This window comes from Rhodovulum sp. P5, assembly GCF_002079305.1.
Lineage (GTDB): Bacteria > Pseudomonadota > Alphaproteobacteria > Rhodobacterales > Rhodobacteraceae > Rhodovulum.
The window spans coordinates 622548-635185 of record NZ_CP015039.1; the positions used below are offsets into that span (position 1 = coordinate 622548).

The 12638-nt window shown below is 64.5% G+C and carries 11 protein-coding genes; 6 read left to right on the plus strand and 5 right to left on the minus strand.

Annotated elements, in window-relative coordinates:
• Positions 1–31: 31 nt before the first annotated feature.
• Positions 32–1414 (minus strand): cysteine--tRNA ligase, encoded by a 1383-nt coding sequence (cysS, locus tag RGUI_RS03050; RefSeq protein WP_081531703.1) that lies wholly within the window; start codon positions 1412–1414, stop codon positions 32–34.
• A gap of 203 nt (positions 1415–1617) precedes the next feature.
• Here cysS and RGUI_RS03055 point away from each other — a divergent pair, with 203 nt between their 5' ends.
• From RGUI_RS03055 to RGUI_RS03065, 3 genes are all read left to right on the plus strand, one after another.
• On the plus strand, positions 1618–1959 hold the full coding sequence (locus RGUI_RS03055) for an MmcQ/YjbR family DNA-binding protein (RefSeq protein WP_081531704.1): 342 nt from the start codon (positions 1618–1620) through the stop codon (positions 1957–1959).
• 72 nt (positions 1960–2031) lie between these two features.
• The gene (locus RGUI_RS03060) at positions 2032–3414 is read left to right on the plus strand and encodes a pyridoxal-dependent decarboxylase (RefSeq protein ID WP_081531705.1); all 1383 of its coding nucleotides are present in this window, start codon (positions 2032–2034) and stop codon (positions 3412–3414) included.
• Between the two features lie 214 nt (positions 3415–3628).
• Positions 3629–4405, plus strand: a complete 777-nt coding sequence (locus RGUI_RS03065; RefSeq protein WP_081531706.1) for a hypothetical protein — start codon at positions 3629–3631, stop codon at positions 4403–4405.
• 313 nt (positions 4406–4718) lie between these two features.
• Here the strand turns inward: RGUI_RS03065 and RGUI_RS21660 are convergent, their stop codons facing one another.
• Complete coding sequence (locus RGUI_RS21660; protein WP_172841070.1) at positions 4719–5300, minus strand: outer membrane protein; 582 nt, start codon at positions 5298–5300, stop codon at positions 4719–4721.
• A 208-nt stretch (positions 5301–5508) separates the two neighbouring features.
• Here RGUI_RS21660 and RGUI_RS03075 point away from each other — a divergent pair, with 208 nt between their 5' ends.
• Both RGUI_RS03075 and RGUI_RS03080 read left to right on the plus strand, forming a co-directional pair.
• Positions 5509–6360 (plus strand): YgcG family protein, encoded by an 852-nt coding sequence (locus tag RGUI_RS03075; RefSeq protein WP_172841071.1) that lies wholly within the window; start codon positions 5509–5511, stop codon positions 6358–6360.
• Between the two features lie 69 nt (positions 6361–6429).
• Positions 6430–7185: an SDR family NAD(P)-dependent oxidoreductase gene (locus RGUI_RS03080; RefSeq protein ID WP_081531708.1), complete on the plus strand. Its 756-nt coding sequence runs from the start codon at positions 6430–6432 to the stop codon at positions 7183–7185.
• A gap of 113 nt (positions 7186–7298) precedes the next feature.
• Here the strand turns inward: RGUI_RS03080 and RGUI_RS03085 are convergent, their stop codons facing one another.
• Both RGUI_RS03085 and RGUI_RS03090 read right to left on the minus strand, forming a co-directional pair.
• Positions 7299–9464 (minus strand): VCBS repeat-containing protein, encoded by a 2166-nt coding sequence (locus RGUI_RS03085; protein WP_081531709.1) that lies wholly within the window; start codon positions 9462–9464, stop codon positions 7299–7301.
• 237 nt (positions 9465–9701) lie between these two features.
• Entirely contained in the window at positions 9702–11522 is a 1821-nt protein-coding gene (locus RGUI_RS03090; RefSeq protein ID WP_081531710.1) for an ABC-F family ATP-binding cassette domain-containing protein, read from the minus strand.
• Positions 11523–11606: 84 nt separating this feature from the next.
• Here RGUI_RS03090 and RGUI_RS03095 point away from each other — a divergent pair, with 84 nt between their 5' ends.
• Positions 11607–12284 (plus strand): DUF4386 domain-containing protein, encoded by a 678-nt coding sequence (locus RGUI_RS03095; protein WP_081531711.1) that lies wholly within the window; start codon positions 11607–11609, stop codon positions 12282–12284.
• Here the strand turns inward: RGUI_RS03095 and RGUI_RS03100 are convergent.
• On the minus strand, positions 12278–12574 hold the full coding sequence (locus RGUI_RS03100) for a hypothetical protein (RefSeq protein ID WP_081531712.1): 297 nt from the start codon (positions 12572–12574) through the stop codon (positions 12278–12280). The genes RGUI_RS03095 and RGUI_RS03100 overlap by 7 nt on opposite strands.
• Between the last annotated feature and the right edge of the window lie 64 nt (positions 12575–12638).

The window sequence follows — 12638 nt, forward strand, 5'->3', positions numbered from 1 at the left end:
GCGCTGGGGCATGTCATGCAGACCAACGGGCTCACGCGACCCCCTCCAGCTTCGCCGCATCGAACCCGGCGCCCGGCACCAGTTCGACGCCTGCCTTGCTCATCCGGACCTCGACACCCGCCGCGACAAGCGCCGCCTTCAGGCGGTCCACTTCCGCGAAGTTCTTTGTTTCCATGGCTTTCGCGCGTTCTGTTGCCAGCCGCTCCGCCCAACCGTCAAGATCGCTGGCACCTGCGTCTGCCCAATCCCCCAGATCGTCGCCCAAAAGGCCCAACAGCCCGGCCGATGCTTTCAGGGCCGCCGCCTCACCTGCACCGGCCAGCGCGTGCAACGCCGCAATCGCGCCCGCGGTGTTCAGATCGTCCCTCAGCGCACCGATCACCTCGGGCGCGGGGCTCGACGCGGGTTCGATACCCGCGGTGAGCCCACGCCACTTGCGCAGCGTGCCCTCTGCCTCCCGCGCCTTCTCCGCCGTCCAGTCCATCGGCTTGCGGTAATGCGTGCCCAAAAAGACGAAGCGGATCACCTCACCCGGGATGCCCTGTTCCAGCAGTTCATGCACGGTGAAGAAGTTGCCCAAGGACTTGGACATCTTCTTCCCCTCCACCTGCAACATCTCGTTATGCATCCAGACCCGCGCGAAATCGCCGCCCGGATGGGCACAGCAGCTTTGCGCGATCTCGTTCTCATGGTGGGGGAACATCAGGTCGTTGCCGCCGCCGTGGATATCAAAGCTCTCACCCAAAAGCGCATGGCTCATCGCCGAGCATTCGATATGCCAGCCCGGCCGACCACGGCCCCAGGGGCTGTCCCACCCCGGCTGATCGTCCGAGGACGGCTTCCACAGCACAAAATCCATCGGGTCGCGTTTGTAGGGCGCAACCTCCACCCGCGCGCCCGCGATCATGTCGTCCAGCGACCGACCCGAAAGCCGGCCATAGGCGTCATAGCTTTTCACATCGAACAGCACATGCCCCTCGGCCGCATAGGCATGGCCGCCCGCGATCAGTGCCTCAATCATCGCGATCATCTCGCCGATATAGGCGGTGGCATGGGGTTCGATGAACCGCGGATCGGCGGAGTAATCCACGCCCAGCGCCGCCATGTCGTGGTGATACCACTCGGTCGTCGTGCGGGTCAGCTCGTCGATGGAAATCCCCCGCTCCGCCGCCCGGGCGATGATCTTGTCTTCCACATCGGTGATGTTGCGCACATAGGTGACGTGGTCGGCCCCGTAGTGGTGCTGCAACAACCGGTAGAGCACGTCGAACACCACCGCGGGACGGGCATTGCCCATATGGGCGCGGTCATAGACGGTGGGCCCGCAGACATACATCCGCACATTCGACGGGTCGATCGGCTGAAACCGCTCTTTCTGCCGGGTTTTCGTGTTGTAAAGGCGGATGTCGGTCATGGGCAAAATCCTTCACGCGCGTCCCGCGGCGGGTTCTGGCACATATCCAAGGTGAAGGAAATACGACGCCGGCCCGCCCGATCGGGTGTCAGCCGGGAATGCAGCAGGGGGTGTTGCAGCGGTTCGTCATGGCAGTGTCATAGCAGCGGGTCCAAACTCTGCCAAGACCGCGTGAACAGTGCCCCGAGTCGAAGGAGCGCCCCATGACCGAAGACCAGATCATCGCCTTTTGCGACGCCCTGCCGGGGGCCGTGCGTGACCACCCCTTCGGCCCGGAAACCGACGTCTGGAAGGTCGGCGACAAGATCTTCGCCCTGATGGCCGTGGGTTCTGCCCATGTCTCGCTGAAATGCGCCGACCCGGACTATGCCGAGATGCTGATCTCGGTCGGGCGTGCGGGCAAGGCGCCCTATCTGCCGCGCGGCGGCTGGATCTATGTCGATGCGACCGCGCTGGACGATGACGAGATGACCCATCGCCTGCAGGAAAGCTACGACACGGTGCGATCGCACCTGCCCAAGCGGGTGCAGGCCGAACTGGGCTGAGGCGTCGCGGGCCCTTGTCCTGTCCTTTCGCCGGCACTAACCCGGCCCAAGACAACTGACGGGACATGGGCGATGAACCACGACGATCTGGCGCATTGGTCGAAACGCGCGGCCGACTGGATCCGCGCGTATCACACCGGGCTGCGCGACCGGCCCGTCCGGCCCCGGGCCACCCCGGGCGAGACGGCGGCGAAACTGCCCGCGCAGGCCCCCGAGACGGCGGAGCCGATGGACGCGATCTTCGCGGATTTCGAGGCGCTGGTGCCCGGCGCCATGACCCATTGGCAGCATCCGCGCTTCTTTGCCTATTTCCCGGCAAATGCCGCGCCCGCCTCGATGCTGGCCGAGCAACTGGCCAACGGGATGGCGGCGCAATGCATGCTCTGGCAGACCTCCCCCGCCGGGACCGAGATCGAAGAGGTCATGGTCGGCTGGATGCGCGACGCGCTGGGCCTCTCCCCCGAATTCACCGGCACGATCCATGACAGCGCCACCACCGCCACGCTGTCCGCGATCCTGACCATGCGCGAACGCGCCTTGGGCTGGGCCGGGCTGGATGAGGGGCTTTCGGGCCAGCCGCGCCTGCGGCTTTATGCCAGTGGTCAGGCCCACAGTTCCGTGGACAAGGCCGCACGTTTGTCGGGGATCGGGCAGGCCAATCTAGTCAGGGTCGCGACCGATGCCGATGATGCGATGGATCCGGGCGCGCTTGACGCCGCGATCCGGGCCGATCTGGCGGCGGGATATCGGCCAGCGGGTCTGATCCTGTGCGTCGGGGCGACCGGCGTCGGGGCCTGCGACCGGATCGAAGAAACACTTGCCGTCGCCCGGGCGCATGACCTTTACACCCATGTCGATGCGGCATGGGCCGGATCGGCGATGATCTGCCCGGAATTCCGCCCGCTCTGGCATGGCATCGACGGGGCGGATTCCATCGTGGTGAACCCGCATAAATGGCTGGGCGTGCAATTCGACTGCTCCCTCCAGTTCCTTGCCGATCCTGCGCCGCAGGTACAGACGCTGGGTTTGCGACCGGACTACCTGCAAACGCTGGGTCAGGCACAGGTCACCGATTTCAACGAATGGACGGTGCCGCTGGGCCGCCGCTTCCGGGCGCTGAAATTGTGGTTCGTGCTCAGGGCCTATGGGTTGGAGGGTCTGCGCGCCCGCATCCGCAACCATGTCGCCTGGGCGGCAGAGGCGCGCGATGCCCTGGCTGCCCTGCCGGGGGTCAAGATCGTCACGGAACCGCGCCTGTCGCTGTTCTCCTTTGCGCTGGACGACGATGCCCGGACCGAAGCGTTGCTGCGGCGCATCAATGATGACGGGCGGATCTACCTGACGCAGACGCGCCATGCGGGCCGGTTCGTGATCAGGGTTCAGGTCGGGCAGTTCGACTGCACCCGCGACGACGTGATGATGATCCCGACCGTGGTCGGCGCGCTGCTGGACTGAGCCCGCACCGCACATGGGTGCGCCGGGACTGTCTTGACTTCCGTTCCGGTTGTCCGACACTCGACCTGTGGAGTCGCGCGCTTGCGAGTGTCGGGCCATCCCGTCGCGATCCGGCCTTTCGGGCCTTGGCCCGCTTGGTCCGAACACGGGCCCCAGTGGGCGGCACTGGCGGCAGACCCGACAGACCGCAGCGCCAAACCCGGAGGGAGAAGCAATGGATCCCGTCCACGAAGCGTTACGCCGATGCGTTCTGCACGCATGGACGAACCTTGCCGGCCAGCAGGCGTTCAAGAACGTGGCCATCGACCAGAACCTGATCGACTGGAAGATCGAAGGCATGGCGACGGCCAACGAACAGATCTCGGCACGGCTCAGTTGCGGCGACAGCGCCAATCGTATGTGCGAAATCCTGTCGGGATCCGCGATGGCGAACATCAAGAGCGCGGATAACGCGAATGCGGTGGACTTGTCCGACGACCAACGGGTTCTGGGCGCGCTGCGATCGATGAAAAGCCTGCCGGGATATATCCTTGTCCGGATCAACGTCTCGGGCGGTGCGGCCGGCCATGCCTATATCTTTCTCAGCCTCGACCGGGGCACCAACGATCCGTTGACCGGGCATATCTACCAGACCAATGTCGGCATCCATCGCGACACGGCCTTCGGACTGAAGCAATGGGTCGAGGATCCGAAATCGCAGACGGTCGTCGATCTGGCTGAGCATTTCGAGGAGTTGAGGTCCCTTTGCGGGATCGGCGACGGGCCGCATACCCTTCCCAACCTCGTCTACGAAAAACAGTTCACGCTGACCGACACGCCGCTGAAACTGTCCGACGCACTGGGCATCCAGAGTGCAAGGCAGACCGGGAACCCGGCCTCGGTCAGCTTCATGTGGACCCCGATGAACGGGTCGGTGCTTTACAAGAACGTCGTCAAGATCAGGGCGATCACAGAGGCCGGACAGATCAAGGCCCAAGGCACGTTCTTCTAGGCTTGGGATGACCTAACAGGCTGCTGAAAAAGCACACGACATGCGTCTACGGTCGAGAGCTTTCGGAACATCGTCCCCAAGCTGGTCCGGGCGACCAGCCCGGGCCGCGCCCGACCCTCCCCGCGGGAGGGCGCATTGGCGATGTCCTCCAGATCCCGTAAGTCGTTCGGACTTTTGAGATTAACCGATCGGCACGAGCGCTTCGATGCGCCCACCCAGGGTCGGGCGCGGCCCTACTCGCCTTGCTGCACCGTTGCTTACAACGAACGGTATTCTCTTGCGATGGCGGGATTTCTGGTTTTTCAGCAGCCTGCTAAAACCGGAACGAGGCGCGAAGCCCCGCGGTAGTGGCATCGGCCCCGGTGCCAGAATTACCGAACTCGTCGAAATCTTGATAGGTCACCTCGGCCCCCAGAACGAAGGACGGCGTCACCGAGAAATCCACCCCCGCCCCAAGCAGGACACCGGTGCCCTCGCCCAGCGACGTCTCTGCCGTGGCGGCCCCGGCGGTCGCATAGGCCATCGTCCGCCCGAAATCGAACCCGTACTGGCCCTTCAGCCGAAGGACGTGGTCGATATCCTCGTCCATGACCGTCAGGTCGGGGCGTGCGTAATCGACCTCGATCCCCATCACGTGCCGGCCAAGATCCCAGCGATAGCCCGCGTGAAAGCCCGTGACCGCCCTGTCGTCGTCGCCACTGGCACTGTCCAGATCCGAATAGACGAACTGAATACCCGCATAGCTGCCTTGCCAGTCACCGCCGGTTCCGGACGAACCGACGTAAGACAGAACCGGCCCCTCTTCCGCAGCCCCGGTGCCCTCGGCCGCCGCGGGCATGGCAAGAACCGCAGCCAAGCCGAGCGCGAGCAGCACGGATTTGCGATGCGGTCTCATGACGGGCCCTTCGGGTTTGGGGGATTCGCAATGAATCCCGCTGCTTTGGGGTAATTCTACATTCAATTTCTTAACCCTGCTATCACAATGAAATTTGATGGATTTTCCGGGGCCGAACGTGACGCAGACGCGACAGGCCCGGATGGCTTGCCATGCAGAAATGCCGCCCATAGCCTTGGGGACAGCCCCCTTCGCCTGCAAGGTTCCCATGATCCACCTGCGCCTGATCCCCCTGCTGCTGTTGCTCCTCTGGCCAACGGCCAGCCTCGCCCAGTCGGACCGGTGGCCGGACCATGCGGACCTATACGTCAACGATATCGCCGGGATCATCGACGCCCCGGCAGAGGACCGGTTGCGGGCGATCTTACGGGCGCTGCGGTCTGACACCGGTGTCGAGATGACCGTACTGACGATCGGGGCGCGCCGGGATTATGTCGAGGGCGAAACCCTGGCCGGTTTCGCGAAGACCCTGTTCAACATCTGGGGCGTCGGCGATGCCGAGCGGAATGACGGCATCCTTGTCCTTGTGGCACATGACGACCGGGCAATGCGCATTGCGCTCGGGTCGGGCTATTCCAGCGACTGGAACACAGTCGCGCAGGCGGTGATCGACGACAGCTTCCTGCCCCGGTTCCGGGAAGACCGATATTCCGCGGGGATCTTGGAAGGCACCGAGGCCACCATCGCCCGGATTGCCCGCCCCCACGCCGCGGGCGCGGAACCGCCCCAGGGTACCAGTTTCTCCCTGCGCGATCTGGCTGTCCTTGCGGGCTTCTCGATCCTTGCGGTGTTTCTGGTTCTGAAAAGGAAGCTCGGGGATGTCGGCTACCGTATGCGCCGCTGCCCGAACTGTGGGCAGAGGGGTCTGCACCGGGACCGGCGGGTCCTGTCGAAAGCCACCCCAAACACGCCGGGCCTGCGCGAGACCGAGATTACCTGCCGCAACTGCGACTATCGCGACCGTAGGACCGAGGACATTCCGCCCCGATCCGCAAAGGGCGACCCCGGTGATTTCGGCGGCGGCACGTCCTCTGGCGGCGGCGCCAGCGGGCGTTGGTAGAGGGCTCTGGACAAGCCTTGCCCGGCCCGGCTAGCTCTCGGTGCGAAGAAGACGGGGTGGGAGACTTCCATGCAGATCAGTGAGACCAAGGCCATCGTGACCGGGGGCGCATCGGGGCTGGGGGCCGCGGTGGCGCGTGCCTTGTGTGCCGAAGAGGCAGCGGTCACCATCCTAGACCGCGACACGGACCAGGGTATGGCACTGGCCAGCGAAATCGGCGCGGGGTTTCAGCCCGTCGACGTGACAGAGGAATCGTCTGTCGAACAGGCGATTGGAGAGGCCGCGGCACAGATGGGCGGCATCACCGCCTGCATCAATTGCGCCGGCGTCGTGATCGCGGAACGCACACTGGGCCGCAACGGTCCCCACGCGCTGGAAACCTTCCGCCGGACCGTCGAGGTCAACCTGATCGGCAGCTTCAACGTGCTTCGGCTGGCCGCAGAGGAAATGGCGAGGAACGCCCCCGACGGCGACGGTTGCCGCGGGGTGATCGTGAACACGGCCTCTGTTGCGGCCTTCGACGGGCAAAAGGGTCAGGCGGCCTATGCAGCCTCCAAGGGCGGGATCGCGGCGATGACCCTGCCGCTGGCCCGCGACCTGGCCAGCCAGAACATCCGGGTGATGGCCATTGCGCCGGGCGTATTCCGCACGCCGATGCTGGAAAGCCTCGGGCAAGAGGTGATGGATGGCCTGGCCGCGGACGTGACCGCGCCGCAAAGGCTGGGCGAGCCGCAGGAGTTCGCAGCCCTTGTCCTGCATATCCTCGGCAACTGCTATCTGAACGGAGAGGTGATCCGCCTGGACGGGGCGCTGCGGATGCGGTGACCCACAGTAGAACCGTGGGCGGCGGCCCCACGGTTCACGCCTGCGTCCCCCGCCGCCGGTCGCGGCGACCGCCCGGCGGGGGAATTCATGAACATCCGGGCCGTTTTACGCCCTCACGCGACGTCCCACTCCAGCCCGACATTGGCGATGACTTGGAAGGTCGCGGCCCCGTCGGTCATCTCCCACCAGCCGACCTGACCGGTGTCCTTCCGCCACAGGACATCATCGGTGCCGTCGCCATTGAAATCTCCGACATCCGCGACAGACCAGTCCGTGACGGCCCAACCGATGGCGCGATAGGTCTTCTGCCCATTCTCCATCTCGAAATAGCCGACATGGCCGGTGTCCTTCCGCCAAAGGATGTCGTCCGTATCGTCGCCGTTGAAATCGCCCGTGCCCGCGACAGACCATTCCAGCCCGGCCCAGCCGATGGCGCGATAGGTCTGCTGCCCATCGTTCATCTCGAAATAGCCGACATGGCCGGTGTCTTTCCGCCACAGGATGTCGTCCGTCCCGTCGCCGTTGAAATCGCCCGTGCCCTCAACCGTCCAGTCCAGCCCCGACCAGCCGATGGCGTGATAGGTCTGCTGCCCTTCGTTCATCTCGAAATAGCCGACATGGCCGGTGTCTTTCCGCCACAGGATGTCGTCCGTCCCGTCGCCGTTGAAATCGCCCGTGCCGTCAACCGTCCAGTCCAGACCTGACCAGCCGATGGCGTGATAGGTCTCTTGCCCATCGTCCATCTCGAAATAGCCGACATGGCCGGTATCCTTCCGCCACAGGATGTCGTCGGTATCGTCACCGTTGAAATCGCCCGTGCCCTGCACGCTCCAGTCGGTGCCGGCATAGCCGATGGCGTGGAAGGTCTCGTCGCCGTCCTGCATCTCCCAATAGCCGACATGGCCGGTTTCCTTGCGCCAGAGCACATCATCGGTGCCGTCGCCGTTGAAATCCTGACGCGTGTCGGCCCCCGACGCATAAAGCGGGTTGGCGGTGACAAAGACATCCTCGGCATAATTGGTGTCTCCCACCACGAAGTTGTCCGCATAGGACAGGAAGGTGATGAACTGGCCGTCTGCGGAAATCGACGGGTCGCTGCTACTGCCGTTCCCTTCGGCCCCGTCGCTTGCGACCGAGACGCGTGCGGTTTGCCCGGTCTGGCGGTCATGCACGAAGACGTCCAGCATGCCGTTCGTATCTTCTTCGACCAGGTTGGTGGCCCAGGAGTCGAACACCACAAAGCGCCCATCGGCCGAGATCCCGGCAAACCGGTGGAAGGCACTGCCATTATTGGCTTCGGCCCCGTCGCTTGCCACCGAGACCCGCTCGGTCTCGCCCGTCAGGCGGTCGTAGACGAAGATGTCGTCCTCTTCGTTCGTATCGCCGGTAACGAGGTTGCTGGCGTTGGAGTTGTACACGACGAAGCGGCCATTGCCCGAGATCGCCGGATTCCGATGGTCGCCATCACTGACACCATCGTCGAACGCGGCGGTCACGAGTTCGGTCTCGCCCGTCTGGCGGTCGTGCACGTAGATCTCGCCCGTGGCATTGGTATCGCCGGCCACCAGATTGGTGGCGCTGCTCAAGAACGCGACATAGCGGCCATCATCCGACAGGGAGGCGTTGGAGGACGACAGATCAGCTTCGGAGCCATCGCTTGCGACCGAGACCCGTTCGGTTTCGCCCGTTTCAAGGTCACGAACGAAGACGTCGGTGTAGCCGTTCGTGTCATCGTCCACGAGGTTGGTGGCCTCTGACGAAAAGGCGACGAAACGGGCATCCGGCGTCATGGCGACCCCATAGCTCGCGCCGTCAGCGTCGGTCCCGTCGCTGGACAGGGCGACCTGCTGGGTCTCACCCGTGTCACGGTCGTGAATGAAGACATCCCAGGCCAGTTCGTTGGATCCGTCGTCCACGAGGTTCGTGGCCGTGGAATCGAAAACGACATAGCGACCATCGGTGGAAAACGCCGAAATACGGGTCGCGTAGCTGAAGCTGTCGGCCTCGGACCCATCGCTTGCGACCGAAACCCGCTCGGTCTCGCCTGTCTGGCGATCGTGAACGAAGACGTCTTTGACCCCGTTGGTATCCCCGTCCACCAGGGTGTTGGCAGTCGCGTGAAACGCAACGAACCGACCGTCGGGCGAGAGCACGGGATTGTCGCTGCCGGTATTGCTCTGAGTTCCGTCGGTGGCCACCGACACGCGCGTGATCTCTGTGGGCAGTGTTGCATCGGTCACCGCCGGAAGGGCGCTGGCAACGGCCTCGAATTCGTCCATGTTATCCTCCGTCTTAAGGATTTTCGCCTAATCGAGTAGCGTCAGACCGACTGCAACGGGCTGAAATCCCTGAACAATTGCGAAATCAGCTTGCGCAAAAACCCAAACGGAAGAGCGTTTATCCCCAGCGCGCAAGAAATCGTTAAGACCGCACAACTCTAGGCCTTGCGGGGCTTGAGTCGTCAACCTCGATCTTGTCGTGCGAAAATGCCGCGGATGTGCTGCGCGGAAGGCCGCCTACCCCGCGCTTTCGGCCTTTTCGGCCAGCGTCATCCATTCCTCTTCGGCCTCCGACAGCGCGGTCTGCCGTTCGACCAGGGCCTCACTGGCCTTCCGAAACTTGACCGGTTCGCGGGTGAAGAGGTCCGGGTCGGCCAGGAACTGCTCCAGCTTCGCGATCTCGGCCTCCAGCCGCTCGATCACCGCGGGCAATTCTTCCAGCCGGTGTTTCTCGGTGAAGCTCAGCCCCTCGGGCTGTGACGGCGCTTTCGATTTCGGCGCGGCCTTGGGCGTATCCGGTTTCGGTGCGGGTTTCGCGGGGGTCGTCTGCTCCCCCCGCTGGGCGCGATAGTCCGTCCAGCCGCCCGCATAGACCGTGGCCCGCCCGTCCCCTTCCATCGCGATGGTGGTCGAGGCGACACGGTCTAGGAAATCGCGGTCGTGGCTGACCAGCAGCACCGTACCGTCATAGTCCGACAGCAGTTCCTGCAACAGATCCAGCGTCTCGACATCCAGATCGTTGGTCGGTTCGTCGAGCACCAGAAGGTTGCTTTCCCGCGCCATGATCCGCGCAAGAAGCAGCCGCGCCCGTTCTCCGCCCGACAGCGATCTTACCGGCGCCCGCGCCTGCGCATCGTCGAACAGGAAGTCCTTGAGGTAGCCCACCACATGCCGGGGCTGTCCGCGCACCAGAACCTGATCGGCCTTGCCCGACACCCGCATATCCGGATCGCCGGTCAGGCTTTCCCACAGGGTCATGTCAGGGTCGAGCGCCGTGCGGTTCTGATCGAACACCGCCATTTGGATATTGGTGCCCAGCACCACATCGCCGGTATCGGGGACCAATTCCCCGATCAGCATCTTCAAAAGCGTCGTCTTGCCCGCGCCATTGGGGCCGACCAGCGCCACCCGTTCGCCCCGCTGGATACGCAGGGAAAACTCGCGCAGGATCGGACGGTCGCCGAAACGCTTGGATATCCCGCGGGCCTCGATCACCCGCTTGCCCGATTGCGGACCGGATTCCAGCGCCATCGCCGCGGTGCCCTGCCGGCGGATCATGCTGGCGCGTTCCTCGCGCAGGCCCTGCAGTGCGCGCACCCGGCCCTGATTGCGCTTGCGCCGGGCCGAGATGCCCTCCACCGCCCAGCGCGCCTCGGCCTTGATCTTGCGGTCAAGCTTGTGGCGCGCCTCGTCCTCCTCGTCCCAGGTCTTGTCGCGCCATTCCTCGAAATGGGCGAAGCCCTTGTCCTGCCGCCGCACCTGCCCCCGGTCGATCCAGAGCGTGGCCCGGGTCAGCGTCCGCAGGAACGCCCGGTCGTGCGAGATCAGCACATAGGCCGATTTGGTATCCGCAAGCTGCGCCTCAAGCCAGCCGATCGCCTCGATATCCAGATGGTTCGTGGGCTCGTCCAGCAGCATCAGCGCCGGGGCCTCGGCCAAGAGCTTGGCCAGCGCCGCGCGCCGGCGTTCCCCGCCCGACGCGGTTTCGCACGCCCCGGCGGGGTCCAGCTTCAGCCCCTCGGCCACCATCTCCACCCGGTATTCTTCGCCATGGGCCAGACCGCTGGCGGCGAAATCGCCCAGCGTGGCAAAGCCCGACAGGTCCGGTTCCTGCTCCATATAGCCGACGGTGGTACCGGGAGAGAGAATCCGCGCGCCCGAATCCGGCTCCACCATCCCCGCCATCACCTTCATCAGCGTGGACTTGCCAGACCCGTTCCGCCCCACCAGCGCCACGCGGTCGCCCGGCTGGATCACCAGATCCAGACCGGCAAAGACGGGATCGCCCCCAAAGGTCAGCGCGATGTCGGAAAGTTGCAAAAGCGGAGCACGGGCCATGGCCGCTGCCTACGGTGCAGGCCATGCGCGGTCAAGACGGGCTGCGCCCTCGACCGGGCGGGACAAAGCGGTCATGCTTGGGCCATGGAACCGCAACCGATCCCGGCGCCCGCGGCCCGCGCCCTGTCGCGATGGGCAGGCTTGGCGTATCTTCTGATTATCCTGTGTGGCCTGTCCGGTGAATTGGCCATTCGCGGGCCCCTGATCGCGCCCGACGACGCCAAGGCCACGGCCACGGCGATCCTTACTGCAGAACCCCTGTTCCGACTGGGCCTGTTGCTGGATCTGGCGATGCTGCTGTCGGACGCGGCACTGGCGGTGCTGCTCTATCTGCTGTTCCGGCCGGTGCATGCGGGGCTGGCCCTGACGGCGATGGTGTTCCGGCTGGTCCAGACGGCGGTGCTGGCTGCAAACCTGATGAACCTTCAGGTCGCCCTGACCCTGATGAAGTTGGGGGACGTCCATGCAGCGCTCGCCCTTGCCCATCTGAACGCCCATGCGGCGGGTTACGATCTGGGCCTCGCCTTCTTTGCTGTCACCTGCATCATTCTGGGGCTTCTGGTGCGCCGGTCCGGCTGGTTTCCGGCCGGGCTTGGATGGCTCTTGACGGCAGCCGGGGCGATTTATGCTACCGGCGCCGCCATCCGTTTCGGCAGCCCCGAACTGCTTTCGCTGGTTCAGCCGCTTTACGCTATCTGTCTGATCGCAGAGTTGGCGTTTTGCCTGTGGCTCCTGCTGCGCGGGCCGCGAGTGCGTCAGTGACCGCCGGGCCGATCACTCTGTGCCGGGCCGATGTCGAGGTCCTGAAGCACCTCGACCGCCAAGCCATAAATGCGGGAGGCGATCTCGATCATCTCACCCCGCGCCTTGCCGGACCAACGGGTTCCGGTGTCATAGGCCAGGTTGTCCACCAGACGGTTCGACAGGCCCAACACGATCAGATCGGACGCTTCCGGCGACAGGCCCTGAATCGCGGTCTCAACCTCGCCAAGCAGGTGTCCAATCACAGTTTCCAGCAGTTTCGGACAGGCGCCGACATTCTCGTTCGACATTTTCCGCTCCACGAACGACTGCGCCCGTTTCGCGGAATGATGGATAGGGGCGCCTTCCTTCCGC

Coding starts and splice junctions, on each gene's coding strand:
- RGUI_RS03100 (WP_081531712.1), bottom strand. CDS start 12,574: ATGTCGAACGAGAATGTCGGCGCCTGTCCGAAACTGCTGGAAACTGTG.
- RGUI_RS03065 (WP_081531706.1), top strand. CDS start 3,629: ATGGATCCCGTCCACGAAGCGTTACGCCGATGCGTTCTGCACGCATGG.
- RGUI_RS03060 (WP_081531705.1), top strand. CDS start 2,032: ATGAACCACGACGATCTGGCGCATTGGTCGAAACGCGCGGCCGACTGG.
- RGUI_RS03075 (WP_172841071.1), top strand. CDS start 5,509: ATGATCCACCTGCGCCTGATCCCCCTGCTGCTGTTGCTCCTCTGGCCA.
- RGUI_RS21660 (WP_172841070.1), bottom strand. CDS start 5,300: ATGAGACCGCATCGCAAATCCGTGCTGCTCGCGCTCGGCTTGGCTGCG.
- cysS (WP_081531703.1), bottom strand. CDS start 1,414: ATGACCGACATCCGCCTTTACAACACGAAAACCCGGCAGAAAGAGCGG.
- RGUI_RS03090 (WP_081531710.1), bottom strand. CDS start 11,522: ATGGCCCGTGCTCCGCTTTTGCAACTTTCCGACATCGCGCTGACCTTT.
- RGUI_RS03095 (WP_081531711.1), top strand. CDS start 11,607: ATGGAACCGCAACCGATCCCGGCGCCCGCGGCCCGCGCCCTGTCGCGA.
- RGUI_RS03085 (WP_081531709.1), bottom strand. CDS start 9,464: ATGGACGAATTCGAGGCCGTTGCCAGCGCCCTTCCGGCGGTGACCGAT.
- RGUI_RS03080 (WP_081531708.1), top strand. CDS start 6,430: ATGCAGATCAGTGAGACCAAGGCCATCGTGACCGGGGGCGCATCGGGG.
- RGUI_RS03055 (WP_081531704.1), top strand. CDS start 1,618: ATGACCGAAGACCAGATCATCGCCTTTTGCGACGCCCTGCCGGGGGCC.